The following is a 23877-nucleotide window of genomic DNA, read 5'->3' on the forward strand; positions in this document are numbered from 1 at the left end:
CCGATTACCGGCGTCTGTCTGATCCTGGTCCTGCTGTTCCTGACTGGTTTTGGGTTGATGACGAGTACGACGAGAAGGGGAACCCGCGGTGAGTGAGACGGCTAGAGCGGCGGTTGCTTATCTTGCCGCACTGAACGTGTTGGGCAAGGCCGCGCCGGCCGCGAAAGAAGCAGTGAAGGCTGAGCTTGTCCAGGGCGACGGACTGGCCGGGTTTATTGACGGACACAAGGTCGGCACCGCCACATGGGTCACCTCGAACCGTGTCGCCACAGTCGCCGACGAAGCGGGATTTGTGCAGTGGGTCAAAGACCACTGCGGCGAAACCGAAATCGTTGAGGTTGTGCGCGAAGCGTTCCGCAAGCACCTGTTAGTCAATGCCCTTGAGCAGGACGGCCAAGTGTGGCTGCGCGGCGAGGTATGCCCTTATGTGGTGTTCGAACAACTCAAAGAGCCCTACGTGAAGATCACCCCCACTAAGGATGCCGCCGAGATCGTGTCAAACGCACTCGCCAGTGGGCGGCTATCGCTTGACGGAACCGTGAAAGCCCTGGAATCCAACATTATTGATGCGGAGGTTGAATCATGACCACCATCTACCAAGCGCTATCCGAGGTGATGAAGGATGTCGGAGCCGTCCGCAAGGGTGAGCGGAACCAGCAGCAAGGCTTCTCATTCCGCGGGATCGATGCAGTCACATCGGCGGTGTATCCAGCTCTCACGAAGCACGGCGTGATCGTTGTACCGAAGGTCTTGGACTACGAGTACGGGACTGTTGAGGTGGGCCGCAACCGCACCCTCATGGGGCATGCACGGCTGACAGTAGAGTTCACCTGGTATGGACCAGATGGTGACTCGATCACCTCTGTCGCCGCAGCAGAGTCAATGGATGCCGGCGACAAAGCTACCGCTAAAGCGCACTCAGTGGCTTTCCGTACTGCAATGCTACAAACCCTCTGCCTACCAACGGATGAGCCGGACCCAGACTCACAGGTGTATGAGAGGTCATCGGCACCCCCAGAGCGCACCGACGTAGACGACGCACTCGACGAGCTCGCCGCGGCCTGCACCGAGAACGGGTGGGACCAACGTGAGACCGCAGGGAAGTTCTTCTCTGAGCATGGCAAGCCCCCGCGGCAGTGCACCGCAGATGTGATCCGCAAGTTCATTGGCGATTTGATCAAGCCTCACCCCGCGGAGCGAGCGGAGGCCGCTAGTGCCTAGGCCGGATATCGGGGATGTGCGCGCCGGCCTGCTAACAGTGAAGCAGGCGGCCAGGATCCGAGGATGTAAACCCAAATATCTTGAGCAGTTGGTATGGCAGGCGGTAAAGGCGGATGTCCTGGAACGGGATGGGGCCTGTGTTATCTGCTCCCGCCCGGACGGGGTGTTGGACGTTCACCACCGCATGGCCCGCGGGAGCGGCGGAACTTCCGTGGCCCATATCGCTTTCGGTATGGCCAATCTGATCACTTTATGCAGAGAGCACCACATGTGGGTGGAGGGTAACCCCGACGAGGCTCGCGAGCATGGCTGGAAGTTAGACCATGGCGACACCCTGCCGGCGGATCTTGAGGTTCTGAGGTTCGGCGCAACAGTCCGTCTCTTTGACGACGGCTCTTTCTTGGCGGTGGTGGCGTGATGGCAACGTTTGATCCGCTGAATGTGGAGGCCGCTCTTCAGGGATATCCGGTGTCGTTGTCAAAACCGGATCGTGTGGTGGCGGCGAAAGCCCTAACCGCTCAAGGGTTGTCCGGGACAGAGGTGGCGCGCCGACTGAATGTTACCGACCGCCAGATCGAGCGGTATAAGGCTGAGCCGATGCCTGAACCTGAAGGCCCTCCAGAGGTGGATTACGAGTTCTGCGGCAACGAAAACGTTTTGGTTCGTAAAGCCACCGAGTTGATCCGGTCTCTGCGAACCAAGGATCACTTGGAGGTGTTGGGGGATTGTGTGGACTTCTGTGCCTGGCATCCGGGTGTAGCGGCACAGGTTATGTGTGCGTTGGCGTTGTGGGCTGATTCGGGGGAGTGGGCGTTGGGGAGGTCGGCGTGACTGTTTGGCCTACCTACCACTTCTGCCGTTGTGGTCATCAGAGATACCAGCATAACGGTCAATCAGCTGAGTGTTACGGGGCTTTGGATGACGGTGTGACCCTTTGTGATTGCGGAGGGTTTGTTGAAGACAAGAAGGAATGCGCATGAGCGAGCCTAAGAACGCCAATGAGATCATCACGCAAGCCGCGATCAGATGGTACGGCCCCGCCTTCACCCTTGGCAGCGCCGGATTTGGTGGCTTCATCCTTGAAGAACTGAAGGCCAACGGATACGCAGTAGTAGAACTACCGAGATCCCTGCCGGTAACACCGGAGGTGCAATCCGGGTGTGAGCACACATGCCTTATTGGGTCTGATCTTCTCGCCGCTGCTGCTGCGGCTGCACGTGATTCGGAGGAGCGATGAGCGACCTGCGGGAAGGGCTACTTTTTCCCAACCTCCTAACCCGTTCTGAACGTCGTGAATTGGATCGCGAACCAGAGCCCAGATTCCTGTATCAGAGCATGGGCGCGGGGTGGCAGTCGACGGCTATAGCGCTCTTAGCGGCGCAGGGGGTCATTGAGAAGCCCCGGTTTGCGGTATTCGCCGATACCGGCTGGGAGCCACCGGAGGTATACGCGCATCTCGCTCGTCTAGATGAGGAGGTGTTGGCGCCGGCTGGGATAGCCCTGGTGCGCGTTCGGGCAGGGAGTATCTACGACGAGGCTTTGGACCCCCACTTTCCAAGATCCCTGCCGTTGTACACGAGGGACCCAAAGACTGGCGAGCCAGGCGGTATTACCAGCCGGGCCTGCACAACCAACTTCAAGATGATCGCCATCTATCGGTGGTTGCGTGAGCAGTTGGGAGCCAAGGTAAGCGAGGGGTCCTGCACTTTCTGTAGCGGCGAGGGGCAGCGCAATGCCCCCTGGTTGGTGAAGTATGGACACGAAAAACCCTGGGGTATCTGCTCGGTCTGCCGGGGGACTGGCACTGTCCGGAAGGTTGGCGCGCCACCACAAGGGGTGTGGGCGCGCAGCTACGTGGGCTTCTCTGCTGATGAGATGGGCCGGATATCGCCGTCGCGCGTGTCCTACGCCTTCGACACTTTCCCTTTGGTTGGCAGGGATCAAAACGGCGAGGTTGTGCCGCCTGATCTTTCAATGTCTCGGCACGACTGCGGTGAGTACAACACGCGTCACGGATTCCCTGAGGTGATGAAGTCGGCGTGTATCGGCTGTCCGTGGCATTCGGACGCTGAGTGGATCCGCATCAAACAAGATGAGCGGCAGTGGCAGCAGGTTGTTGATCTGGACCGCAGTATCCGAAACACCCCCGGTTTAGACAACGAAGCCTTTCTCCATAAGAGCCGCATTCCTATTGAGGATGTGACTTTCGAGTCGGCGGATGACGTTGAGCGTCCCAGCTGCTCTCCGTACGGATGCCGTAGCGGGCTGGATACCGATTCCGTGGCACCGCCCTCGCTTTTCGATGACGACTGGATCGATCTAGAGGAGACCGCATGACCGACCTTTGTTCCTGCGGCCACGATCTCGATGAGCATCAACGTCACTACGGCACTTGTAAAGCCACTATCCCTGGTTCTTTTGAGCCTCTTTACCGGTACTGCCCTTGTGGGGGATTTGATAGGAGTGACGATGAGTGACGAGCGTCTGGATTCCTTGGCGAAAGAACTCTGCGAGAAGCGTTCTGTGTCCGCGCCGCTGCGATGGGATTCGCTCACATCTGACCAGAAAGACACATGGCGGCGGATGGCTGCGCAGCGCCTCAACGACCAGGAGGCGGTGTAGATGGGCTGGATACGCGTCTCTGATGACTTCTACGACAACGACAAGTTCAGTGAAGTCGGACCACTGGGGGTGGCGCTGCACTTCGCGGCGATGGGTTTCTGTAACCGGAACCTAACGGACGGATTCTTCAAAAAGAACAAGGCTCGACTTTTCCTTGACTTCGACGGCATCGGTATCACCACTAGTCAATCGGATTGCTTCGGTGTTGGCGTCGACGGTGATGACGCGGTGAAGTTGGTCATCGAATGGATGATGGCATCAGAGCTTTGGCACGAGTGTGGCCATGGGTGCGAGGAATGTCATTCCCGCGAAGACGGCGGCGAACCTGGCGGCGATGAGTACCTGATCCACGACTACCTGAAGTTCCAGTTTTCGCGTCAGGAAATCGAGGAGAAGGCCGAGAAAGCTAGGGCGCGCAAGGAGGCCTGGAAGGCTAGGCAGGCGGTAGAACGTAGTTCGGAACAGCGTTCGGAACGGGGGAAGAACGGCGTTCGGAACGCTGCAGGAACGCTGGCGGAACACGACAACCCAACCCCAACCCCAACCCCAACCCCAACCCCAACGAAAGATTCATTCTTCGTTCCTCAGAATGAATCTTTAGGGGGGTCACCAAAACCGGGAACCTCACCAGAGCCCGAGTCGGCGTCAGCCCCGCGCTGCGCGCGCCACCCCTACGGAAATCCCGAAGACGAAAACTGCCGGGGCTGCAAGCGAGTCAAAGACGCCGAGAAGGCACAGGAACTCCAGGCCGAAATCGCAGAGAAGGCGGCACGCACAGCAGCAGCCGAGCGGCGACGCAACTGCAAGCTCTGCGGCGGCAGCGGATGGATCGACCTCCCTGACGATTCCGGCGTCATCGACTGCGAATGCAAGACGCCCATCCCAAATCTCCAGCTTGTCCATGACGCCACAAACCAAAGGAGGTCGGCATCGTGACTACCCAAGCCATAACAGACATCAAAGAACTCGTAGGAGAAATGCCAGCGAGGGGATGTGAGTGGCCCAGCCACGCGTGTGATTCGCAGGCGCACTGGATCGCTCGCTGTCATTGCATGCGCGGATGGGTCTGCGTGTCGCTCGTGCTGGAGTTATGCGACCGCCACAAAGATGAAGCCCTGTCTATTGCGACGGAGGCCGTCACCGAACGTCGTTTCTGCTACAGCTGCGGCGTCGCGGCATTGAGCTCGTCTGACGTGGTCGGTCCGGTGATGCCGCTATGACCGCCTGGTTTAAACGCACACAGCCCAAACCCCAACCAGTGGTGTCACTACAACCCCGAACCGGTGAAGAGACCCCTACGGCGTTCCTAGCCCGATTAAAGATCGAATGCACACCCCCATGCGAAGACTGCTACAGGCCCGCGGACTTCATGGTCACCATCCACCTCGTAGACCACTGCGACAGACCAGCCGTTGAAGTGTTCATCTGTGCTGCGCATGTATCCACGATCGGGAACTGGGTACAAGCCTCGATAGAGACAAGACGCAGAGGACGCTGCACCTGCTGCGGGCATGAAGTAACAGCACCACACGACCTCATAGAAGACGTGGTGAAGCTATGAGCGATCACGTCGGGCGCGGTGGTGGCGGCCGGAACAAGTGGTGGAAGATTCGGAAGCTGGGAACCGGGTGGGAAATATGGCAATTCGAGACTGGAACATCCCGAATTCTCATGATATGCCAAGGGATCTACCCCTCTGGTGCTGAGGCTATAGCAGCATTCGCGGCAGGTGGAAGATGAGCGACCCATCCGAATCCGCAGTGATAAAGCTCATGGGGTACGCCCACGGCTTCATGAACCCCGAGTACATCCACCTGACGAGGGAAGAGGCGCAGGTGATTTTGCAGGCGCTGGAAAGGTTGGCTGATCTAAGTGTCTGATCCTGCAATCGAAGCCGCACGCAAGGTATTCACCGAGTACTGGCCGGATCAAGGCGACTTTGAGTTCAACTACAGCAACGAGGGCCGCTTCGGTATCGAGGTCGCCCGTGAGATGGCTAAGTCGGTACAGGAACAACTGGCCGTCATCCGTGAACGCTACGAATTGGTACGTACGTGGATGCTCGCAGCTGAGACATCAGCGGAACTATCCCGGCACTCAAGCGAAATGGCTGGTCTCAAGTACGCATACGACCTGATAGCACCCACGGTTTACCCAAGTGAGGAACTAGAGCGATGAGTGAGCTTGTAGACCGCGCTAAAGCATCCCTAGAAGGCGTAACCGGAGGACCGTGGGAGACCCGTCCTGGTGCTACCGGTGATCCGACGACGACAAGTGCATCGGTACATTCCGGCCACCGTTCAATTCTCGTGTCTAGTGACGGCTACCACTACGGATATGCCGACAAGGCGGATGCCCGATTCATCGCCGCTGCAAGGCAGTTGGTTCCTGAACTCATCGCGGAAGTAGAGCGGCTGGAGGAACGTATCGCTGAGCAGGACCAAGAGCTTAGGTACTGGAGTAACCGATGAGTGACGAACCTTCGGACGCACAGAAGCTCATAGCGGAAGTGATAGCCACGCACCGCGCTTTATTCGATGGAGAGGCTTGCGACGCCTGCGACTGGAAGTTCACCAATGAGTATTACGGGCACGACGAACACGTTGCCGTAGAGGTGGATAAAGCCCTTGGAGGACTCACGCGGAAGCGGCGGATTGACTATCAATGGCGCGAGACGGGCGAGGTGCATCACGACCGATTCTTTGAAGGGAAGCCCGTCCCCAAGACGCGGCTGCACTATGTGCAGCAGTCCCGTTGGGCGTCTGGCTGGACGGTGACCGAATGAGCTACATCGACATGTTCGGAATCGAGTATGGCGGCTGCGGTGACTGTGATTGTGATCATGGTTGTCAGGGCGTTGGCTCCGACGATGAGGCCAAGTTCTACCCCGAGGCTTCCGATGACTGACTACCAAGACACCGGTAGCCGACGGAAACCTACGGCATACACCGAAACGGGGGCCGCTGAGCGGGTGTGCCCGGACTGTAGTGCCCCAGAAGGACATCCCTGTAGATGGATAGCCATGGATGGGCAGGGGGATTTAGGGAAACCAAGGCATTGGCCGCATGAGACACGTTGGAGGAAATGAAATGCGTGACGATATTCACCCTGGACCGCGCATCATCTCCGGTAAAGCGGAACTACCCTGCCTGAAACCGGAGCCCTGGATGATCCAGGCGTCCTGCGCCACCGCAGACCCGGACGCGTTTTTCCCCCATAAGCGTGGCGACGGTGATAGCGAGTCGATCACCGTGCAGTACCAATACGCCAAGAAGATATGCCGCTCATGCCCAGTCAGGGTTGAGTGTTTGACCTACGCGATCGTCAACGACGAACGCGACGGGATCTACGGCGGCTTAGGCCCTCGTGAGCGCGCGAAGATCATGCGTAACAGGGAGGCAAGCTGATGCCGCACTCAAGCCCTACCGACTGGATAGCCGGTGGAAGTGTCGCCGCAGACATCGTTGGATGCCTCACCGGTCTGGTCGCGGACCTGTCCTGGCAGGATAAAGCGGCGTGCCGTGGACTCCCTACGGAGTGGTGGTTCCCGGACCAAGGCGGCAGCCGGGAATGTAAGCGGGCCAAGGAAATCTGCCACGGCTGCCCAGTCAAACTCCAATGCCTCCAATTCGCGATAGAGGTACACGACCAGCACGGAATTTACGGGGAGCTGTCATTGAAGGACAGGCGCAGGTGGAACCAGGAAAGGAAAGCGGGCTAGACACCGCGAATGTCAGTGTATCGGAGGATAATTGAGGTATGGGAATGACTGATTTACAGAACGTCCACGAGCGCATTGCGGGCAAGCGTATAGCCTCCGTCGAGGCCGACGGTACGAGGCTGGTGCTAAACGATGGCACTGTGCTGCATCTCTACATGTCAGACAGTGACTGTTGTGCTTCCGCCGATGGGAAGTGGGTAATCCAGCCGGACGCGCTGGAGGCGATTATTACCGGCGTTCAGGTTACACCAGACGCGGATCGGAGCGGTTATGACGGTGACGGAAATACCAACTACGCCACCATCTCAATTCTGCACAACCAGAACCCCATTGCCCTTGCAGACTGCTATGCCAATGACGGTAATGGGGGCTACTACTTCTCCGTGCTATCCCTCCGTGTTGTCATGCCCGGTGACGAAGATGACGTCAAGGTGGAAGTCCTGAACTCTGACTCCTCGTCCAGCGATTGAGGAGGTAGTGAGAGTTGAGTGCTGAACCGCTGCAATGGGACCACAACCCAGATATTCGCGTCCCAAAGAATGGGTGCCGCGCCGAAGTTGACGGCGGTGCTTACATTCTGTTCAAGTACGGCGCTAGTTCGTGGCAGGTGCTTTTCAGCACTGGGTGGCATATACCCGATGAGGTCTATCTCGGCGACAGCGAATCAGACGCACTAGCCGCAGCAGAAGCTCACCATATCGCCATTAGGCAGAGAACGATCTACCGTCGAACGGGCAGGAGTGACGATGCCGCAGCGGATTCAGCGGAAGCGCACTAGGGGTTGGCGAATGCCCGAGGGTGCTATCTACGTCGGGCGACCGAGCCAATGGGGCAACCCGTTTCGACCTGTTCTCGTCGGTGGCGAGTGGCTCATAGAGGATGACAACGGCGTCCAGTACGACGGGTTCGGGAGCAAGGTAAGCGCTATCGGTCGGTGCGTTGCGCTCTACCGGTCGCTCGATATGACGTTCATGACAGACGCAGACCTAGACGAGTTCGTCGCGCCGCTACGGGGCCACGATCTCGCCTGCTGGTGCTCTCTCGATTCCCCTTGTCATGCAGACGTGCTGCTTGAACTCGCTAACGATCCACCGTCGAACGGAGAAGCTTTGTGAGCGAACTACGTAGAGCACTGTTGGTAGCCAAAGCGGAAGCGGCACTTATCCCCACCGGCCGACGGGCTGAGCTCGACCGCAGATTCACTGCGGCCCAGAAGGCGGCACAGGCTCACGCCACGTACAGGAGGTCCGCTTAGTGTCCGTCTCCGACAGCTTCTTTCTCGATAAAGGCTCCCAACACAAGCTCCGTGAAGAGTTGGCCAGCATCCCCCGCATGATCGGGGAGCTGTCCGTCACCCTCACCCGCCAGGCTCGCATCCAGAGGCCAGGGTTGAGTATGTCCCGAAGGCCCAAGCCTGAGTCTCAGGTCCCCATCCATATCGGGGCACACAACGCCGCTGACGTACTGCACAACTGCCTAGGTACGTGGGTGAGGCTGGTATGCGAACAACGAGCGATCGTGTGGGATAAGGGCAACGACATCATCACGCTGGCCAAGTGGCTGCGAGTCAACATGATCGCCCTAGCCCTCACTGAAGGTTCAGAAGAAGCGTACGAGGACATCAAAGCCGCTATCGATGACTGCTGGCGACAGATAGACATCCCCGCCGACGATGACATTGTGATCGACCGAGGACGAGTACATGAAGCGAACAAACACATCGTCACCGCCGACACCATCGAACCTATCGCCCGCCGGATAGGGGAGATGGGAAAGAAGCTGAATGCGCAGCGGGTGCACTCGCTTACCCGTGGTGGGCATCTGCGTCCAGTCTCTAGCGACCCGGACACGGGTAAGAAGTTCTACCGACTGGGGGATGTGCTGCACGCGCACAACAACTGCGAGAAACGAGACCGAAAGAAGGGCGCATGAGCGACGGACGCGGCATGTACATGAAGTACCGAGTTGAGCGGATGGACGGCAAGGATATGGGGCCATGTTTCATCCTTGAATACAAGAAGGATCGCCACGCGCGGGTGGCACTTGCGGCGTATGCCGACGCGTGCGCCGAGGACAATCCTGGACTAGCCCAAGACCTGCGGTGGACGCTAGAGGAGCTGGAGCGGTGAGGGTCGGGACCTGTCCGAAGTGTAAGCACTTGGAAGGTCGACACATCCAGTCCACGTACTTCGATGAAGAGACGTGGACTGGCCGATTCGTGTACGCCAGGTGCGATTGTGGCTGCACCCACTACGTCGTAGTGGAGCCGGTCTAGTGTCGGCCCTCGACTGTGAGGGGAGTGACCTAGATCCTGGTTGGTGCTGCACCCATAGATGCGATTTCAGGGACCCTAGGCATCCGCACTGCTGGCAGAACTGTGACGAAGAAGATTGCGCCGCCCCTGAGTGTGATTGGGTTGAGTAGTTCACGCTGGTCGCACATACTGCGCAGGCCAAGGTATCTCACGCATCTTCCACGCCTGCGTAGGGTTGGCCGCAGTGACCCAAACGATAGGCATATCGCGTCCGGGAACTACCCGAGTGGTAGTTAGACACTCAACTTCACCACCGGTTGCGGTGGTTACGTAGACACGCATTCTAGCTTCAATACCCATACGTCTAGCGTCGGTCTTGCCAAAAGATCTGTAAAGAAAAATCTATGCGACACCGCGTTATGGCAGTGCCTTATGGCAAGCCGCAAAGGGAGTGAAACTGATGAACGTATGGATAGTCTCTGCGCATCGGTCCTGGGGCGACAGGATTGAATACCACGGACACAGGGGGGATACCCACCGCTGGATGGGCTGGACGCGACCCATACCCAAGGTGGGGGAAGTTATTGAAACTGAATTGAAGTCCGGACGGGCGGCCCGCTTTCGGATAGTTGAGGTTGAGCGCGGGTACGGCACGGATGATATGTGGTGGGCCACAACCTCGGACGCGCCCATTTATGGAGCGACGACGTAACTGCCTCCACCTTGCATAAGTATATCGGTTCTGATATATTAATGAGGTGACCGACGAAAAGCCTCTCCGCTGGATAGGTACCTCACTTGAGGACCTACGGGACTTCCCCGAAGCGGCACGGCAGGACGCCGGTTACCAACTGGATAGGGTTCAGCACGGCCTAGAGCCCCACGACTGGAAGCCAATGCCAACAGTCGGCAAGGGCTGCCGCGAGATACGCGTACGCACCGAAGACGGCGCGTACCGTGTGTTCTACGTAGCCACCCTTGGGGATGTGGTGTTCGTACTGCACAGCTTCGTCAAGAAGTCACAGAAGACTTCCCAGCAAGACATCAACACCGGTAAGGCTCGATACAAGAAAGCGCAGGAGGAACTATGAGCGTATGGGACGACATCGCCGACACCCCGCGCGAAGCGGAGAACCTTCGCGTGCGGTCTGAGCTGATGATGGCAATCGAAAAGAAGATCAACGAGCGCGAATGGACCCAGGTCCAGGCCGCCGAAGCACTCGGACTGACCCAGCCTCGGGTGTCGGATCTGCTGCGCGGCAAGATCTCCAAGTTCTCCTTGGATGCTCTCGTGGACATCGCTTCCGGGTTGGATGTGCACGTGAAGGTGTGCGTCTGATTGCGACACGCCGACCAGGGGATATACCCCTTAACCGCTGTCAAGTAGTAAACTGCGCATAGGCGCGACTTACACCCATTCTTTTAAACCCCCATCGACATTTGTTCGGTGGGGGTTTTTCTATGCCCAAACGGAGGTTCCCTTATGCCTCTGTCTCGTGTCCGCTGCTGCATCCCCTGTGGCCGTATCCGCTACGCCCCCTGCTCTGCAGGGTGTCGAGTAGATCCCGAGAACGACCCAACAAGCTGGACAGAACAGGTGCCGCCGAGCGATGAAGCTGAGTAAGGAAGCGCGCAATACCGTCGCCGACTGCATCAGTAAGGGCATCCACCTGACGCTGGACGTTCAGTGCGATGGCGAGCCGATGGGCGGCTGGTGCGATAAGTGCGAGAAACCGTCGATGGTCGAAGTGCAACTGCGTGGCATCTCCACTGACGCCGTGTACGACCTCGGACCCGCCGTCGTATGTGCAAACCATGAGGCTGGCGATGATTGAATGTCTTGGTTGCGGCTCGACGGTGGGGCAAGACGGCGATTGCCCGCGCCCCGAACACTGCGGAAACTGCCCACCTTGGGACTGTGACGAATGCGGCCAGCAGTGCTCGATCAACACCCCTTGCGGGTGCTGGATTTTCCTTGAAGGCATGAACCTCGCCGACATCAAGGCGGTACTCGCCGCAGCCGATCTGAGTGTCAATGTGGAGGTGCCGCCATGCTCGACAGATTCTTCGCGGCACTAGCCGGCGCCATGGCCCCTCCACTCGTGGCCATGTGTGAGCGCATCGCGGATAAGAAGATCCCTGACGACACCGTGCCGAAGTTCATGGACGGCCTGCTGGATATCGCCCGCGACGGCGTTGACCGCGCCGTGAGTGTGGTGCAGACGTCCGCTGACGGTATTGCCGGTAGCGCGGAAGCTGAACTAGGTCAGCTCGGCTCGGAGATTAGGGGAGTGGTCAAAGCGGCCAACCCCATAGATATTCTCGGCAGCCTGTTCGGGCGACGCTAGACACCGCTGATGTCGCTGCACCGCAGTAAAATTGAGGTATGAGCATTGAGACCGAGCGGCAGTTGAATCGCCGCTGCATTGAGCTGCAAGACGAGATAATCCGCTGGGGCGAGAAGGCGCAGTGGGCGCTTGAGCAAGATGACACCGGATGGTGGGGCGATGTCCTCGGTGGCATCGTCAAGCGCGGCAAGCTGATGGCAGAGAAGGGCACCTAACGATGTGCCCTCCACGCTGTCAGAACTGCATCCATCCGCAGCATGACCACGAAGGCTGGTTTGGTCGCTGCACCCGCGACGACTGCGAATGTAAGGCAATGCAGGACTGACTTGCCCCTACAGCCTCTCCGTTCTACTATCGAACACATGTTCGACAAGGTGTCATACCGTATCGAAGGTGATGGACCCGTCACAGCGGTACTCACTTACCAAAACCGGGAGTACCGGCACACCTCCCGAACCATGTGGCTCGGACACGAAGACGGCATGCCCCAAGGCTCCATCCAACTCGACGAGCATGTGTGGGCGCGGCTACAGCGCATCAACGGAACCATAGAAGCCACCATCACCGACTCTAAGACTGGTGAAAGCTACACCCTCACACCTGAATAGACACCGCGACTTACGCTGTAGCTCGGTAAAATTGAGGTATGGATGATCCCGAGATTGAAGTCGCTGAGGCGGTGTGTAAACGGCACAACTGGGACGGCATGATGTTTTGCGCTTGCACTGCCGCTGCTCGTGAAGCTTTGAAGCGAGTGGGCGCCGATCTGCAATCCGTCGATGGCGTCTTAGGTCTGCTTCATCATCGAGGGCTTGTTGACTCCGAGCGCAATAGAGCTGATGTGAAAGCTGCCCTCGAAATCGTACAGAGGTACACCCGATGACTGAACCATCTCAAGCCCATATAGACCGGGCACGTGAACTCGGCCTCTCTTTCGATCCTTCTGATACATCGGATGAAGAGTTAAGCCGTGCTATCGCAACGTATGAGCGGGTTTACATCGAGGCGATGACCGAGAATGCTGGTAGGGACACTGATACTCCTACTGAGCGCCGCAAGATGCTGGGCGTATGGACTCAGCGCGATGAAGAAGAGGCCAAGGAAGCCGCTGAACGGCGGCGGATGTTCGGCTCCCGACGAATCCCACCCGCCTAGACACCGCTGATTCCTCTGAAACGTCGGATAATTGAAGGTATGGACATCACCGAGAAGCCATTGACCAACCTGGCTGACACAATACATACAGCCCTGATCGGACACAGGCCGGACGACTACGCCTGCTACTACAAGCAGCTTTTCAATGTGTTTGGAGCGCCCGGCATCCCGAACACCTACGAGGCGGTACTCAAGCGTTACGGCAGGGTAATCCATCGAGAGACATTCTGGCGGCGCAAGAGCGCAGAGAAGCAATGCATCGCATGGAAGCGCTTGTATGACGCCGTCGTACTACCACCTCCACAGTCCTAGACACCGCTGATCCCGTTGAAACGCGGGATAATTGAGGTATGAACGACGAATTGAGCTTCCTGCTTGAGGCGTCGCCGGAAGAGTGGGATACCTTCATTGGATGCCCACATACAGGCAAGTCCTACACGGAAGTGGGACGGCTAACCGGCGAGGTGTTCACGCGCTGCTGCGACTGTCACACGGCTTTGCCTAATCTCCCGTCCTAGCTGAATCCCTTTGGGAGGTAATCATGCTTGATGGTCAACCGTTGGGCGAGTACCCGGAACTGGGGCCGACGCACACCGCCGAGTATTTCGAGCTCCTAACACTGGCCTACTTAGCCAGGCTCATGGGTTACCACATCTAGTGCCATGCCCCTCACTGCTAACCAGCTCCGCATCCTAGAGGCGTTGCAGCGGTTACGTATAGCCCGTACTGAGGGCGATGTTGACGCCGAGCTCGTGGCCTACAGCCGCATGGATGAGCTACTGGATCGTGAACCTAGGGGCATAGGTTCCGTTTCGCCGATCGCGCCATAGCCAACAGATTGGCTGGTGTCGCGTTCGGATAGTTGGAGTGCGAGGCGACCTGCTCGGGGGTTTCCCCGTTGCGCAAGTCATTGCACATGCCGTTCCCGGCGGCCAGTAGGAACGGCCGGGACTGCCACATCACTTGAAAACCCTGCCCGGACAGTTCGTCCAGGTAGGCGTCATCGTCCGCGTACGCCGCGGGCGCGAAAACAATGCTGGCCGCTACGGCGGCTGCAGCTGCGATCTTGATCATTGGCGGATCGTAGACCTCCACCCCGACGGGTACAGGCGAAACGGGAGATCAGATGGCCGTGCAGCACTGCGAGTACTGCGGCCGCCGCCTCCGGTACGACTGCTGCCCGCACTGTGAAGAGGGTGAGTAGTGCTCGGGGTAGCGATCACCACCCACAACCGCCGAGATGTCCTCCTCAACGCGTTAACGCACTGGATCGAGCACACCTCGGCTGATGTGCCAATTGTCGTTGTGGACGACGGCAGCGACGAGCCCCTATGCCTTGAAGGCTGGCGCGGTATCCCGGTGCATCGAGTTCCTAGCGTGAGCGTTGTTCGCCATCCACAACCTATGGGGATAGCGGTGGCGAAAAACCGTTGCATCGCCGAGCTCATGGACTTGGGGTGCGACCACCTGTTTCTCGCTGACGACGATGTGTGGCCCACCGTAGACGAGTGGTGGAAGCCTTACGTTGAGTCGCCGGAACCGCATCTGTCGTTCCAGTGGCCCAGCGGCGGCCGACACAGCGTCACCCACCAAGACGAGCAGCATTTCGCCATCGGATTCCCCCGCGGAGTTCTCCTATACGCCGAACGCCGAGTGATCGACACGGTGGGCGGCATGGACACCGGATATGGGGCGCACGGCGGCGAACACGTCGACTGGTCACAGAGAATCCACGACGCAGGGTTGACGCGATGGCCGTTCGCCGATGTCCGAGGATCACACAACTTGATCTACTCCCGCGACAAAGCCGAAGGAAACCGAACAGGTTCTTCCCGGTTTGAGCTTCCCGAGCGTGCCCGGATGTGTGAGGCCAATGGAAACCGTTGGGGCCACAAGCACCCAACATGGCCGTACTTTCCATTCCGGGGAGGCGAGGGCGTCCAGGACTACCAGTTAGGCCCGTACTTCCCGCCCGCGGAGCATTATTCGCTGCTGCGGCATGTGGTCGGTTTGAGACCTTCCGGTGTGGCTTTGGAGTTTGGGGTGGGTAAAGGCGAATCGACCCGCATCATTGCCGAGCACATGCCGGTGATCGGATTCGACAGCTTCACCGGACTGCCTGAGGATTGGCGCGACGGATTCCCTAAGGGGTCGTTCGCGCATAAACCACCAGCCATCAACAACACTCGCCTAGTGATAGGTCGGTATGCCGACACCCTGCCAGGGTTCACGTTCCCTGAGTGTGGTTTGGTGCATATCGACTGCGACCTGTACTCGTCCACGGCAACAGCTCTGGAATATCTACAGCTCAAGCCTGGAACTTATGTCGTTTTTGATGAGTGGCACAGCTACGACGGCTGCGAAGACCACGAGATGAAAGCCTGGCGCGAATATGCCGACCGCACCGGCATCAACTGGTGTGTGGTTGGGCATTCGCATGAGGCTTGGGCGATTCGGATCACCTAGGGAGTTGTGTTGCGAGTCATCCTCTTTGTGTTCGCGGGCCGTAAAGCCAATATGCAACTCCAGGTACCGTACATCAAACGCATCCTGGCTGAGCATCCGAATGTTGAATACGACATCTGGAACCTCGCCCGCGACCCCAAGGACGCGGAGTATCTGCAAACCATCACGGGCGAGCGGATCACCGTCCGTAACGACTTCCATGGCGGATGCCATTGGACCGGTTTCAACAAGGTGTGGTGGTACTACGCCCAACCCGAGTATCGGGACTGTTTGTTCGTCAAGGTCGATGACGATGACGTGTTCTTCGAGACCGCACGCTTCGGTGAATACCTTGAGGCGATAGACAACAACCGCGGCAGCGTTGTCTCCGCGCTGACCGTGAACAACGGCGCCTCAACATGGTTGGAGCCGCTGATTTGGCGCGGCTTCGAGAACCTGAACATCCCTTTGTTGGATGTGCACATGTCCGGCGACTACGCCCACATGTCACACGAGCATTTCCTGACCAATTGGCGGGATGTGACTGGTCAACCCAACCAGGTCATCCCGACGACGGACTGGTTGTCGATCAACTGCATCGGACTCGACCACCCCACCCTGAAACGCATCGCAGACCTACTGGACACCCCTTCGCCTGCCCATATCGCAGGCAGGGATTGGCCGCACGGCTTCAAGATCGGTGACGAAGGTGCAGCCAATATGCAGCCCCGAGTCATCCATAGAGGGTTTGTGGTGTCGCACCTATCGTTTGGACCTCAAGAACTCCCCGATGAGACGTGGGACCAGCTGCGCGCTGGTTATGCGAAGGTCGCAGGGGAGTACCTGTGAACGTCGCCGTGATCATCCCGTTCCGGGACCGCGGTAAGGACCCTCTAAGGCCCGCGAATCTGCGACGCGTCCTGATGGGCATGGAGGGGCTGTACCGCATCCATGTTGTTGATGACGGCCGCTCAGGCTATGAGTCGTTCAATCGATCCGCCGCATATAACCGCGGTGCCGACATGGTTGACGCCGATGTACTTATCTACTGCGAATCAGATCTGCTGGTCGACCCTATCCAGATTCGGGAAGCGGTCGCGCTGGCTTCGTTGACACCAGGTTTAGTCGTTCCGTTCTCACGCTTCATGGCCATTGCCCCCGAGGACTCGGTTCGCGTCCGAGACCTTGAGTTAGAGCCCGAAGAAGCTGTATCGCATCAGGTCCGAGGCGACCGTCAGTCGATCGGTGCCGTCAATGTCGTCTCCCGGGAATCACTCTCACTGATCGGTCAATACGACGAGTCGTTTGAGGGTGCTTGGTATGACGATGACGCGATGTGCCGAGCGTTTGAGGTGTGCTGCGGCCCAACCCGCTTCATAGACGGCCCCGGATATCACCTGTACCACCTACCCGGCGCCAGCGGCGATCATTTGACCGACGCTGATCGTGCCGCCACTGAACGCAACAAGGCCCGCTACCAGCTGTACCGGCAGGCAACAACACCGGAACGTATCCGCGAACTCACCGCAGGGGGTGTGTGATGGCCGACCATCTCATCACCGGCCCTGACGGCATCCAGTACACCTTGGCGGAGTGGGTGAACTCCCACATCGTTGGAACTTTCGAGCAGATGCTCCCCGGCGGGAAGACCCGCAAGGGCGGTGCCTGCTCGTGTGGGTGGCGCACCCCGCCTTTCGATCCTGTCGGTGATCGCGCTAAAGCGATGGCCGATGAACATAAGCGTCTAGAAGACCTCGCTGATGAGATGCGAAGGGAGAATGGTTAATGGCAGCCTTCGTGTACTTCACTGTGGCCGACACCTATCAGGCCATCGTCTCTGATGGGTCTGATGAGGGTAGCGAGCCGGATCTGAAGATGATTTCCGGCACGGTCACTTTCACTCCGTCGGTGAAGGAAGTGCTGGCCACCATCTCCGATATCCCCACCACGGTGCGTTTGGAGCCGATCATTGGCCGCATCGAGGAAGACGGTGTGCTGAAGACTCTCGATTCCACACCAGGTGTGAAGCTGCTCGCCAACACCGAAGCAATCGGGCCACTGCCTGAGCTGACGTATCGGGTGGACTTCACGAACGTGGTCTACAACCGCAAGACCAACCAGCGCATCGAACCGTTCCGGTTCGCCGCTGCCACAAGCGCCACCACGCTGCGCTTGTCTTCGGTTGAGCGCCTGCCGCTTTAGGCACACGTACTAGGCGCCCCTACCCGTCCAAAGGTAGGACCAGTTAAGTCAAGTCGAGAATTGAGGGAACAACTATGTCTGTCGACGTGATCCATGTGCCAGGCGGTATCGGTGGCCGCTACGAGGATTACTACTTTCCTGTCCAAGCGGCGCAGGTCCGAAACCTGCTAGGCAAGATCCTGACCCATATCGAGGCCATGAACCTTCCACCGCGCGTTGAGAAGGCCAACAAAGACCTGGTCCGCCAATCCATCTGGGACTGGTGGTCCGACGCCATGGAGAACTCCACCACCTCAGCGGGCGGATGCATTGGGCCGATCGAGAACATTCGGGAAGCCCGCACATCTGACGACAAGCCAAACCGATATGTGTGGCACACGACGGTTGGAGAGCTGGCGCCCAAGGCGCCGAAGATGTTCGTCACATACAGAGACAAGCGCTGATGAGCGACGAGCAGTACTTCGGCCCCTTCTGGGTCGGCATCAAGACTCGAGATTTCTGCGGTAAGCGCCTACCGAAGCGAGATCATAAGCCGTGGATCGACGACGGCGTCTATGGGGAGATCTACTGGGGCGATAGCGCGGGGGCCCGCGAGCTCGCGCAACATCTACTCGACGCAGCGGACGCCTATGACGCACTCGCTTCGGAGTTCAACTCATGAGACCCGACGAACGCATGAACCAGCTCCAGCGAAGAGTGGTTAACCATGCCCTGGCGGATCGGATGCTGAAAGTATCGCGGGGCGAGCCGATATCCGTTATGCGGGGATGGGCCAAGGATGGAAAGACCTTTCACTTCCTTGAGCCAGACCTATCTGGCGTGGATTGGCACCATGAGATGCAGAGGCTTTGGTGGGCTTGACCTACCGCATCGGCATAGTTGGCCATAACAAGCGGGCCGCCGCGGCCCATAACCTGATGGAAGCTACTGGTGCAGCGTTCCTGTCGTTAGACAACGGATCTAAGGGCTGCAACGGCAACCACCGCCATGTACTCGAGTGGCTATCCACCAGCCCTACTGAGTGGGTAGTTGTCCTTGAGGATGACGCCCAACCCATAGACGACTTCCGCACACAGCTCGATAAAGCGCTCACCGCGGCCCCTTGTGACATTGTGTCCCTGTATTTGGGGACCAACTATCCGCGTCTATGGCAGCGCGGCATACAACGCGCCACAACCCAAGCCGACCAAACTGATTCGCCCTGGCTGGTATCCGAGCATCTACTACACGCAGTGGGGTATTGCATCCGCACCACCCTGGTACCTGATCTTCTCGACGCCCTACCTGAGATGCCCATTGACGACGCCATCACCACATGGGCCAGAGACCAAGAGCACCGCATCGCCTACACATGGCCAAGCCTCGTAGACCACGAGGATGCGGACACCTTGATCTCCAAGCGCCCCACACGTAACGCCCCACGCAAGGCCCACCGCACAGGCACACGCACCCAATGGGCTGGCCCCACCGTAGAACTGGAGTACTGCTGATGCCCGAAGAGATGACTACGGCCGCCTTTCATGTCGATGCGGGCACGTCCCGTACGGAGCGCACCACAGTAAGTGCAACGTTCGAAGTCGTGGGTTGCGAAGCCGTGATTGATCTAGGTACCTCCTAAGGGGGATTCACTAATGCCCGTCCTAGTCTGCTCACGAGGCAAGGAATACGTACACCCATCAGGCACGCACTACCTGTCCAGTCCCACCAATGTGCTGCACATCTTCAATGGTGAAACCAACGTCGCGTCCTACCGCGAATGGGACTATGCCTGGATACCCAACGGAGAACCCGGCACAGGCCAACACGTCGACAACTCGATCAACTTCAACAGGCCAGTCGGTGTCACCACCGTGGAGGAGCAGCAGAAGCGCGCGCGTCTGCAGTTGTCCCGAGATGGCCATGCCCCGCGCACCTAGAGTCTGCGCACACCCTGACTGCACAGAGCTGGTGCATGGCGCTAGGCGCTGCCCCCAGCATCAGGTAAGCGGCTGGTCCTCTAGTCCACGCACCGCATCCGCAGGACGCACAGGAACCAGCGCATGGAGACGCACCAGAGCCTACGTCCTACACCGCGACAACCACACATGCCAGATACGCGGACCACGATGCACCACCCACGCCACCGAAGTCGACCACATCAAACCAGTCAGCCTCGGCGGCACAGACTTCGCAATCAACTGCCAAGCAACCTGCCACACCTGCCACGCCTGGAAAACCGCACAGGAAGCCAACACGGCCCGGCAATGACCCCCTGGGGACCACCCCCACCCCACCCCACGCCCCGACATCGGCCAGACGCCGTCTTTTCGGCCTGTACGGGTTCCCCAGCTTTTCCGGCCCCGAAACGGGGCGTCCAAGTCCCGAAACGGGAGGTTGATGATGCCTGGACCCACCAAGAAAGATCCGAGTCTGGTTGCTCGGCGCAATAAGACGACGACCAGGGCTGTTTTGTCTGCCGATCACGACATTGAAGCGCCCGAGCTCCCTGCGGAGATCGCGTGGCATTCGATGACGAAGCGTTGGTGGGCTGATATTTGGTCGTCTCCGATGGCTCCCGAGTATGCGGAGTCGGACATCAACGGTTTGTTGCGTGTGGCGATGTTGTACAACGACTTTTGGTTGGCGGAGACAGCGAAAGAGCGGGCTGAGATTCAGGTTCGGCTCGAGAAGGCCGATGTCGACTACGGAACTAACCCGATGGCTCGGCGCCGGCTGGAATGGCAGATCGAGCAGTCGGAGGATTCGAAGGCAAAGGGACAGAAGCGCCGCGGCGTCCCCAACCCCGCCCCGATGCCAGAACCCGACTCCGATCCGCGGCTCAAGCTAGTCCAATAGTCCCGCCATGGCGGTTCTGATTGTTCCGCCGCTCGACCTGTCCTACCCGACATTGGGGCCGCAGGTCTGCCAGTTCATCGAAGAGCGGATGGTGTTCGGCCCCGGATCCCTATCGGGGCAGCCGGCACGCCTCGATGACGAGAAGCGCGGCATCATCTACCGCCTCTACGAGATCTACCCGCAAGGGCACCGGCTTGCGGGGCGGCGCAGGTTTCAGCGTGGAGCCATTGAGGTCCGTAAGGGGCTGGCGAAAACCGAGCTCGCCGCTTGGATATCGGGTTGCGAGCTGCACCCCGAGGCTCCGGTTCGGTGCGACGGGTTCGACGCCAGCGGCAATCCGGTCGGCCGGCCCGTGGAGTCGCCCGTCATTCCGATGATGGCGGTCACCGAGGAGCAGGTGGAAGAGCTCGCGTACGGCGTGCTCAAGTATGTGCTCGAAAATGGGCCTGACGCGGAACTGTTCGTGATCACTAAAGAGAAGATCATCCGAAAGGGCTGGAACGGAACCGAAGACGGCTTTGTCGTCGCGGTATCCAACGCCCCCGGATCCCGAGACGGTGCACGAACCACCTTCCAGCACTTCGATGAACCACACCGATTGTTCATGCAGCGGATGCGGGACGCGCACGAAACGATGCTCCAGAACATGCCGAAGCGGCCCCTCGAGGATCCGTGGACGCTGTACACCTCCACCGCGGGCCAGCCGGGGCAGAACAGCATCGAAGAGGATGTTCTCGCCGAAGCGGAAGCTATCGACAAAGGTGAGGTTGACGACCCCAGCCTGTTCTTCTTCCGCCGATGGGCCGGCGACGAGCACCGCGACCTATCCACTGTGGAGAACCGGATCGCAGCCGTCGCAGACGCCACCGGCCCCGTAGGGGAGTGGGGCGTCGGCCAGTTTGAGCGGATCGCAAAGGACTACGACCGCAAGGGCATCGACAAAGCCTACTGGGAACGGGTGTGGCTGAATCGGTGGCGCAAATCTGGCTACCAAGCGTTCGACATGCTCAAAGTCGAATCCCTGCGCTTCGAGGACGAAGACAAACCGTGGGGTCCGATACCGGACGCCGCGTTCGTCACCGCAGGGTTTGACGGCGCGAGGTTCCGTGACGCCACTGCACTCACCATCACGGATATCGAGACCGGACGGCAGATGCTTTTGGGCTGCTGGGAGCGCCCTGAAAACGCTGAGGACTGGGAAATCCCAGAGGATGAGGTCACGGACCTAGTCACGGACATGATGTCCCGGTATGAGGTGTGGCGCATGTACTGCGACCCGCCCCACTGGACAGAAACCGTTGCTTCATGGGCGGCCCGATTCCCCGATCAAGTTGTCGAGTGGTTCACCCAACGCAAAACGCCTATGGCCGCCGCGGTTAGGGCGTATGTCGAGGCTATCGATTCCGGGATTGTCACTTATGGCGAAAACGCCTGGCAAGAGACGCTGATCAAGCATATGGGAAACGCTGGCAGACACGAGTTGAAGCTCCTTGACGACCAGGGAGCGCCGCTGTGGATCCTCCAGAAGCAAGACGGGCGCCTCGAGGACAAGTTCGACGCAGCAATGTCCGCGGTCCTGTCCTGGACAGCCTGTGTCGATGCTCGACGATCCGGGGCTAAGCCGCGGCCGAAATCTTATGTGCCGAGGCGCATCTACTAAATGACAGAAGGGAGTCCCATGGCGTCTACACCAGAAGAATGGCTCCCCATCCTGACCAAGCGCATCGACGACAACATGCCGCGAGTCCGGCTCCTGGACCGGTATGTGTCCGGCGACGCACCGCTACCGGAGCAGTCGAAGAACACGAAAGCATCCTGGAAAGCGTTCCAGAAGATGTCCCGCACCAACTGGGGCATGCTGATACGAGACTCAGTTTCTGATCGCATCGTGCCGAACGGAATCACAGTCGACGGGTCCGCGGACTCGGAGACTGCTAAGCAGGCGCAACGCATCTACCGCGACAACCGCATGGATGCCGTTGTGCGGCAGTGGCTCGACTACGGGCTGACCTTCCGCGATTCATACCTGACTTGCTGGCAGGGAAATGACGGCCAGGCAATAATCACCGCCGATTCCCCCGAAACCATGTACGCCGCAGTAGATCCCCTGCAGCCTTGGCGAGTGCGTGCCGCGATCCGCTACTGGCGCGACATAGACGAAGAGAAAGACTTTGCGTTCGTTTGGGTGAACGGTGCGCGCCAGAAGTTCTCACGCCCCTGCTACGTGCAGAACATCAACTCCAAGCGCCTCATGACCAGAATCTCGGGCGGTTGGGAGCCTGAAACCGACCTGATCGAGACTGACGGCGCCCCACCTGTGGTTGTGTACACCAACCCGGGCGGTGCTGGGGTTTTCGAGACCCATATAGATCTCATCAACCGCATCAACTCCGGCGTTCTGCAGCGCTTGTCGACGATGGCGATGCAAGCGTTCCGTCAGCGCGCTCTAAAGAAGGAGGGAGACAAGCCCCTACCGGCGGTCGATGACAAAGGCAACGCCATCGACTATGCGGCCATCTTTGAACCAGCCCCCGGAGCGCTGTGGGATCTCCCACCAGGTGTTGACATTTGGGAATCTGCCACAACCGATGCAAGCCCCATGCTCGCCGCGTCGAAAGAAGACATCCGGCATCTCTCGGCGGCCACGAAAACGCCCCTTCCCATGCTGATGCCCGATGGCGCAAATCAGACGGCGGAAGGCGCGATGAACACCGAGAAGGGCTTCATTTTCAAGTGTGAAGCATGCCTAGCGGTAGTGAAACTCGGCCTCGAAGCCATCATCGTTAAGGCGCTAGAGACCGAAGGTGTCGCAGACGTAGGCAATGTTGAGGTGTCATTCGAGGCGCCAGCCCGTGTGACACTCTCTGAGAAGTACTCTGCCGCAGCACAAGCGGCGGCAGCAGGGGAGCCGTGGGGCTCAATTGCGCGGAACATCCTCAAGTACTCACCCGACCAGATTGCACAAGTCGAAAAGGATCGGGCCAAGGAAGAGGCGATGGCGCCACAAGTAGCGCCACCTGCTCCACAAGACTTCCCCCAGTAGGGGGTTCGCCCGTACGGGCGCCACCAATGCG

Annotated in this window: 43 protein-coding genes; 42 read left to right on the top strand and 1 reads right to left on the bottom strand. The window is 58.9% G+C overall.

What is annotated here, in order from left to right; translation table 11 throughout:
• Nucleotides 1-88 precede the first annotated feature (88 nt).
• From MAB_RS08955 to MAB_RS09085, 29 genes are all read left to right on the top strand, one after another.
• Nucleotides 89-586 carry a hypothetical protein gene (locus MAB_RS08955; protein ID WP_005110251.1) on the top strand — a complete coding sequence of 166 codons (498 nt, stop codon included), beginning with the start codon at nt 89-91 and terminating at the stop codon, nt 584-586.
• Entirely contained in the window at nt 583-1221 is a 639-nt protein-coding gene (locus MAB_RS08960) for an ERF family protein (RefSeq protein ID WP_005110252.1), read from the top strand. Before MAB_RS08955 ends, MAB_RS08960 begins: the two co-directional genes overlap by 4 nt.
• Nucleotides 1214-1639, top strand: a complete 426-nt coding sequence (locus MAB_RS25165; RefSeq protein WP_012296462.1) for an HNH endonuclease — start codon at nt 1214-1216, stop codon at nt 1637-1639. Before MAB_RS08960 ends, MAB_RS25165 begins: the two co-directional genes overlap by 8 nt.
• Nucleotides 1636-2052, top strand: coding sequence for a hypothetical protein (locus tag MAB_RS08970; RefSeq protein WP_005114191.1), 417 nt, complete (start codon nt 1636-1638; stop codon nt 2050-2052). Before MAB_RS25165 ends, MAB_RS08970 begins: the two co-directional genes overlap by 4 nt.
• 145 nt (nt 2053-2197) lie before the next feature.
• Nucleotides 2198-2458, top strand: coding sequence for a hypothetical protein (locus MAB_RS08975; RefSeq protein WP_005110256.1), 261 nt, complete (start codon nt 2198-2200; stop codon nt 2456-2458).
• Nucleotides 2455-3558, top strand: a complete 1104-nt coding sequence (locus tag MAB_RS08980; RefSeq protein ID WP_005110257.1) for an adenine nucleotide alpha hydrolase family protein — start codon at nt 2455-2457, stop codon at nt 3556-3558. Before MAB_RS08975 ends, MAB_RS08980 begins: the two co-directional genes overlap by 4 nt.
• 30 nt (nt 3559-3588) lie before the next feature.
• Nucleotides 3589-3843 carry a hypothetical protein gene (locus MAB_RS08985; RefSeq protein ID WP_012296463.1) on the top strand — a complete coding sequence of 85 codons (255 nt, stop codon included), beginning with the start codon at nt 3589-3591 and terminating at the stop codon, nt 3841-3843.
• On the top strand, nt 3844-4779 hold the full coding sequence (locus MAB_RS08990) for a hypothetical protein (protein WP_005110260.1): 936 nt from the start codon (nt 3844-3846) through the stop codon (nt 4777-4779).
• Nucleotides 4780-5579: 800 nt separating this feature from the next.
• Nucleotides 5580-5723: a hypothetical protein gene (locus MAB_RS08995; protein WP_005110264.1), complete on the top strand. Its 144-nt coding sequence runs from the start codon at nt 5580-5582 to the stop codon at nt 5721-5723.
• On the top strand, nt 5716-6021 hold the full coding sequence (locus MAB_RS09000) for a hypothetical protein (protein WP_005110265.1): 306 nt from the start codon (nt 5716-5718) through the stop codon (nt 6019-6021). The genes MAB_RS08995 and MAB_RS09000 overlap by 8 nt, the downstream gene beginning before the upstream one ends.
• 131 nt (nt 6022-6152) lie before the next feature.
• The gene (locus tag MAB_RS09005; RefSeq protein ID WP_005110267.1) at nt 6153-6314 is read left to right on the top strand and encodes a hypothetical protein; all 162 of its coding nucleotides are present in this window, start codon (nt 6153-6155) and stop codon (nt 6312-6314) included.
• Nucleotides 6311-6628 carry a hypothetical protein gene (locus MAB_RS09010; RefSeq protein WP_005110268.1) on the top strand — a complete coding sequence of 106 codons (318 nt, stop codon included), beginning with the start codon at nt 6311-6313 and terminating at the stop codon, nt 6626-6628. Before MAB_RS09005 ends, MAB_RS09010 begins: the two co-directional genes overlap by 4 nt.
• The gene (locus MAB_RS25310; protein ID WP_005110269.1) at nt 6625-6750 is read left to right on the top strand and encodes a hypothetical protein; all 126 of its coding nucleotides are present in this window, start codon (nt 6625-6627) and stop codon (nt 6748-6750) included. Before MAB_RS09010 ends, MAB_RS25310 begins: the two co-directional genes overlap by 4 nt.
• Complete coding sequence (locus MAB_RS25505; RefSeq protein ID WP_419095318.1) at nt 6743-6931, top strand: zinc finger domain-containing protein; 189 nt, start codon at nt 6743-6745, stop codon at nt 6929-6931. Before MAB_RS25310 ends, MAB_RS25505 begins: the two co-directional genes overlap by 8 nt.
• 1 nt (nt 6932) lies before the next feature.
• Nucleotides 6933-7250: a WhiB family transcriptional regulator gene (locus MAB_RS09015; RefSeq protein WP_005110270.1), complete on the top strand. Its 318-nt coding sequence runs from the start codon at nt 6933-6935 to the stop codon at nt 7248-7250.
• Nucleotides 7250-7564 (top strand): WhiB family transcriptional regulator, encoded by a 315-nt coding sequence (locus tag MAB_RS25475; protein WP_021269284.1) that lies wholly within the window; start codon nt 7250-7252, stop codon nt 7562-7564. The genes MAB_RS09015 and MAB_RS25475 overlap by 1 nt, the downstream gene beginning before the upstream one ends.
• A 38-nt stretch (nt 7565-7602) precedes the next feature.
• Complete coding sequence (locus MAB_RS09025; protein WP_005110271.1) at nt 7603-8034, top strand: DUF7448 domain-containing protein; 432 nt, start codon at nt 7603-7605, stop codon at nt 8032-8034.
• A 276-nt stretch (nt 8035-8310) separates the two neighbouring features.
• Entirely contained in the window at nt 8311-8679 is a 369-nt protein-coding gene (locus MAB_RS09030) for a DUF4326 domain-containing protein (protein WP_005131124.1), read from the top strand.
• A 139-nt stretch (nt 8680-8818) separates the two neighbouring features.
• Complete coding sequence (locus tag MAB_RS09035) at nt 8819-9496, top strand: hypothetical protein (RefSeq protein ID WP_005110272.1); 678 nt, start codon at nt 8819-8821, stop codon at nt 9494-9496.
• The gene (locus MAB_RS09040; protein ID WP_005110273.1) at nt 9493-9693 is read left to right on the top strand and encodes a hypothetical protein; all 201 of its coding nucleotides are present in this window, start codon (nt 9493-9495) and stop codon (nt 9691-9693) included. The genes MAB_RS09035 and MAB_RS09040 overlap by 4 nt, the downstream gene beginning before the upstream one ends.
• Before the next feature lie 883 nt (nt 9694-10576).
• The gene (locus MAB_RS09045; protein ID WP_012296467.1) at nt 10577-10909 is read left to right on the top strand and encodes a type II toxin-antitoxin system RelE/ParE family toxin; all 333 of its coding nucleotides are present in this window, start codon (nt 10577-10579) and stop codon (nt 10907-10909) included.
• Nucleotides 10906-11157 (top strand): helix-turn-helix domain-containing protein, encoded by a 252-nt coding sequence (locus MAB_RS09050; RefSeq protein WP_005110276.1) that lies wholly within the window; start codon nt 10906-10908, stop codon nt 11155-11157. The genes MAB_RS09045 and MAB_RS09050 overlap by 4 nt, the downstream gene beginning before the upstream one ends.
• 271 nt (nt 11158-11428) lie before the next feature.
• Entirely contained in the window at nt 11429-11653 is a 225-nt protein-coding gene (locus MAB_RS09055; protein WP_005110277.1) for a hypothetical protein, read from the top strand.
• A gap of 216 nt (nt 11654-11869) precedes the next feature.
• Entirely contained in the window at nt 11870-12166 is a 297-nt protein-coding gene (locus MAB_RS09060) for a hypothetical protein (RefSeq protein ID WP_005110280.1), read from the top strand.
• Nucleotides 12167-12204: 38 nt separating this feature from the next.
• Entirely contained in the window at nt 12205-12381 is a 177-nt protein-coding gene (locus MAB_RS09065) for a hypothetical protein (protein WP_005110281.1), read from the top strand.
• 147 nt (nt 12382-12528) lie between these two features.
• Nucleotides 12529-12774, top strand: a complete 246-nt coding sequence (locus tag MAB_RS09070) for a hypothetical protein (protein ID WP_005110282.1) — start codon at nt 12529-12531, stop codon at nt 12772-12774.
• A gap of 38 nt (nt 12775-12812) precedes the next feature.
• Entirely contained in the window at nt 12813-13049 is a 237-nt protein-coding gene (locus tag MAB_RS09075) for a hypothetical protein (protein ID WP_012296468.1), read from the top strand.
• Nucleotides 13046-13321 carry a hypothetical protein gene (locus MAB_RS09080; protein ID WP_005115852.1) on the top strand — a complete coding sequence of 92 codons (276 nt, stop codon included), beginning with the start codon at nt 13046-13048 and terminating at the stop codon, nt 13319-13321. The genes MAB_RS09075 and MAB_RS09080 overlap by 4 nt, the downstream gene beginning before the upstream one ends.
• Nucleotides 13322-13360: 39 nt before the next feature.
• Nucleotides 13361-13633, top strand: coding sequence for a hypothetical protein (locus MAB_RS09085; protein ID WP_005110285.1), 273 nt, complete (start codon nt 13361-13363; stop codon nt 13631-13633).
• A gap of 480 nt (nt 13634-14113) precedes the next feature.
• Here MAB_RS09085 and MAB_RS09090 read toward each other — a convergent pair whose 3' ends face one another.
• On the bottom strand, nt 14114-14395 hold the full coding sequence (locus tag MAB_RS09090) for a DUF732 domain-containing protein (protein ID WP_005110289.1): 282 nt from the start codon (nt 14393-14395) through the stop codon (nt 14114-14116).
• A gap of 129 nt (nt 14396-14524) precedes the next feature.
• On the opposite strand from MAB_RS09090, the gene MAB_RS09095 reads away from it, so the two are divergent.
• The 13 genes from MAB_RS09095 to MAB_RS09155 all read left to right on the top strand — a co-directional run bounded on the left by MAB_RS09095 (nt 14525) and on the right by MAB_RS09155 (nt 23846).
• Entirely contained in the window at nt 14525-15787 is a 1263-nt protein-coding gene (locus tag MAB_RS09095; RefSeq protein WP_005110290.1) for a TylF/MycF/NovP-related O-methyltransferase, read from the top strand.
• Nucleotides 15788-15793: 6 nt separating this feature from the next.
• Nucleotides 15794-16615: a hypothetical protein gene (locus MAB_RS09100; protein WP_005110291.1), complete on the top strand. Its 822-nt coding sequence runs from the start codon at nt 15794-15796 to the stop codon at nt 16613-16615.
• Nucleotides 16612-17307 (top strand): glycosyltransferase family 2 protein, encoded by a 696-nt coding sequence (locus MAB_RS09105; RefSeq protein WP_005110292.1) that lies wholly within the window; start codon nt 16612-16614, stop codon nt 17305-17307. The genes MAB_RS09100 and MAB_RS09105 overlap by 4 nt, the downstream gene beginning before the upstream one ends.
• On the top strand, nt 17307-17552 hold the full coding sequence (locus MAB_RS09110; protein ID WP_005110294.1) for a hypothetical protein: 246 nt from the start codon (nt 17307-17309) through the stop codon (nt 17550-17552). Before MAB_RS09105 ends, MAB_RS09110 begins: the two co-directional genes overlap by 1 nt.
• A complete protein-coding gene (locus tag MAB_RS09115; protein ID WP_005110295.1) occupies nt 17552-17968 on the top strand; it encodes a hypothetical protein in 417 nt (138 codons plus the stop codon). The genes MAB_RS09110 and MAB_RS09115 overlap by 1 nt, the downstream gene beginning before the upstream one ends.
• A 74-nt stretch (nt 17969-18042) precedes the next feature.
• Nucleotides 18043-18411 carry a hypothetical protein gene (locus MAB_RS09120; protein ID WP_005110296.1) on the top strand — a complete coding sequence of 123 codons (369 nt, stop codon included), beginning with the start codon at nt 18043-18045 and terminating at the stop codon, nt 18409-18411.
• Complete coding sequence (locus tag MAB_RS09125; protein ID WP_005110298.1) at nt 18411-18629, top strand: hypothetical protein; 219 nt, start codon at nt 18411-18413, stop codon at nt 18627-18629. Before MAB_RS09120 ends, MAB_RS09125 begins: the two co-directional genes overlap by 1 nt.
• Before the next feature lie 196 nt (nt 18630-18825).
• Nucleotides 18826-19458, top strand: a complete 633-nt coding sequence (locus MAB_RS09130; protein WP_012296472.1) for a hypothetical protein — start codon at nt 18826-18828, stop codon at nt 19456-19458.
• A 141-nt stretch (nt 19459-19599) separates the two neighbouring features.
• The gene (locus MAB_RS09135) at nt 19600-19884 is read left to right on the top strand and encodes a hypothetical protein (protein ID WP_005110299.1); all 285 of its coding nucleotides are present in this window, start codon (nt 19600-19602) and stop codon (nt 19882-19884) included.
• 220 nt (nt 19885-20104) lie between these two features.
• Complete coding sequence (locus MAB_RS25170) at nt 20105-20215, top strand: hypothetical protein (protein ID WP_227975875.1); 111 nt, start codon at nt 20105-20107, stop codon at nt 20213-20215.
• Between the two features lie 132 nt (nt 20216-20347).
• A complete protein-coding gene (locus tag MAB_RS25175) occupies nt 20348-20803 on the top strand; it encodes a phage terminase small subunit (protein WP_005115037.1) in 456 nt (151 codons plus the stop codon).
• Nucleotides 20804-20810: 7 nt separating this feature from the next.
• Nucleotides 20811-22463, top strand: coding sequence for a large terminase (locus tag MAB_RS09150; protein WP_005110302.1), 1653 nt, complete (start codon nt 20811-20813; stop codon nt 22461-22463).
• Nucleotides 22464-22538: 75 nt separating this feature from the next.
• Complete coding sequence (locus MAB_RS09155) at nt 22539-23846, top strand: phage portal protein (protein WP_225580871.1); 1308 nt, start codon at nt 22539-22541, stop codon at nt 23844-23846.
• Nucleotides 23847-23877: the final 31 nt, after the last annotated feature.

The sequence above is a fragment of the Mycobacteroides abscessus ATCC 19977 genome (assembly GCF_000069185.1).
GTDB classification, from domain to species: Bacteria; Actinomycetota; Actinomycetes; order Mycobacteriales; family Mycobacteriaceae; genus Mycobacterium; species Mycobacterium abscessus.

Coding starts and splice junctions, on each gene's coding strand:
- MAB_RS09050 (WP_005110276.1), top strand. CDS start 10,906: ATGAGCGTATGGGACGACATCGCCGACACCCCGCGCGAAGCGGAGAAC.
- MAB_RS09135 (WP_005110299.1), top strand. CDS start 19,600: ATGCCCGTCCTAGTCTGCTCACGAGGCAAGGAATACGTACACCCATCA.
- MAB_RS09015 (WP_005110270.1), top strand. CDS start 6,933: ATGCGTGACGATATTCACCCTGGACCGCGCATCATCTCCGGTAAAGCG.
- MAB_RS08995 (WP_005110264.1), top strand. CDS start 5,580: ATGAGCGACCCATCCGAATCCGCAGTGATAAAGCTCATGGGGTACGCC.
- MAB_RS09075 (WP_012296468.1), top strand. CDS start 12,813: ATGGATGATCCCGAGATTGAAGTCGCTGAGGCGGTGTGTAAACGGCAC.
- MAB_RS25475 (WP_021269284.1), top strand. CDS start 7,250: ATGCCGCACTCAAGCCCTACCGACTGGATAGCCGGTGGAAGTGTCGCC.
- MAB_RS09115 (WP_005110295.1), top strand. CDS start 17,552: ATGGCAGCCTTCGTGTACTTCACTGTGGCCGACACCTATCAGGCCATC.
- MAB_RS09060 (WP_005110280.1), top strand. CDS start 11,870: ATGCTCGACAGATTCTTCGCGGCACTAGCCGGCGCCATGGCCCCTCCA.
- MAB_RS25175 (WP_005115037.1), top strand. CDS start 20,348: ATGCCTGGACCCACCAAGAAAGATCCGAGTCTGGTTGCTCGGCGCAAT.
- MAB_RS25310 (WP_005110269.1), top strand. CDS start 6,625: ATGAGCTACATCGACATGTTCGGAATCGAGTATGGCGGCTGCGGTGAC.
- MAB_RS09080 (WP_005115852.1), top strand. CDS start 13,046: ATGACTGAACCATCTCAAGCCCATATAGACCGGGCACGTGAACTCGGC.
- MAB_RS09150 (WP_005110302.1), top strand. CDS start 20,811: ATGGCGGTTCTGATTGTTCCGCCGCTCGACCTGTCCTACCCGACATTG.
- MAB_RS09120 (WP_005110296.1), top strand. CDS start 18,043: ATGTCTGTCGACGTGATCCATGTGCCAGGCGGTATCGGTGGCCGCTAC.
- MAB_RS09010 (WP_005110268.1), top strand. CDS start 6,311: ATGAGTGACGAACCTTCGGACGCACAGAAGCTCATAGCGGAAGTGATA.
- MAB_RS09065 (WP_005110281.1), top strand. CDS start 12,205: ATGAGCATTGAGACCGAGCGGCAGTTGAATCGCCGCTGCATTGAGCTG.
- MAB_RS09040 (WP_005110273.1), top strand. CDS start 9,493: ATGAGCGACGGACGCGGCATGTACATGAAGTACCGAGTTGAGCGGATG.
- MAB_RS09155 (WP_225580871.1), top strand. CDS start 22,539: ATGCCGCGAGTCCGGCTCCTGGACCGGTATGTGTCCGGCGACGCACCG.
- MAB_RS08990 (WP_005110260.1), top strand. CDS start 3,844: ATGGGCTGGATACGCGTCTCTGATGACTTCTACGACAACGACAAGTTC.
- MAB_RS09125 (WP_005110298.1), top strand. CDS start 18,411: ATGAGCGACGAGCAGTACTTCGGCCCCTTCTGGGTCGGCATCAAGACT.
- MAB_RS08960 (WP_005110252.1), top strand. CDS start 583: ATGACCACCATCTACCAAGCGCTATCCGAGGTGATGAAGGATGTCGGA.
- MAB_RS08975 (WP_005110256.1), top strand. CDS start 2,198: ATGAGCGAGCCTAAGAACGCCAATGAGATCATCACGCAAGCCGCGATC.
- MAB_RS09085 (WP_005110285.1), top strand. CDS start 13,361: ATGGACATCACCGAGAAGCCATTGACCAACCTGGCTGACACAATACAT.
- MAB_RS25505 (WP_419095318.1), top strand. CDS start 6,743: ATGACTGACTACCAAGACACCGGTAGCCGACGGAAACCTACGGCATAC.
- MAB_RS09030 (WP_005131124.1), top strand. CDS start 8,311: ATGCCGCAGCGGATTCAGCGGAAGCGCACTAGGGGTTGGCGAATGCCC.
- MAB_RS09025 (WP_005110271.1), top strand. CDS start 7,603: ATGGGAATGACTGATTTACAGAACGTCCACGAGCGCATTGCGGGCAAG.
- MAB_RS09110 (WP_005110294.1), top strand. CDS start 17,307: ATGGCCGACCATCTCATCACCGGCCCTGACGGCATCCAGTACACCTTG.
- MAB_RS08985 (WP_012296463.1), top strand. CDS start 3,589: ATGAGCATCAACGTCACTACGGCACTTGTAAAGCCACTATCCCTGGTT.
- MAB_RS09055 (WP_005110277.1), top strand. CDS start 11,429: ATGAAGCTGAGTAAGGAAGCGCGCAATACCGTCGCCGACTGCATCAGT.
- MAB_RS08980 (WP_005110257.1), top strand. CDS start 2,455: ATGAGCGACCTGCGGGAAGGGCTACTTTTTCCCAACCTCCTAACCCGT.
- MAB_RS09090 (WP_005110289.1), bottom strand. CDS start 14,395: ATGATCAAGATCGCAGCTGCAGCCGCCGTAGCGGCCAGCATTGTTTTC.
- MAB_RS09070 (WP_005110282.1), top strand. CDS start 12,529: ATGTTCGACAAGGTGTCATACCGTATCGAAGGTGATGGACCCGTCACA.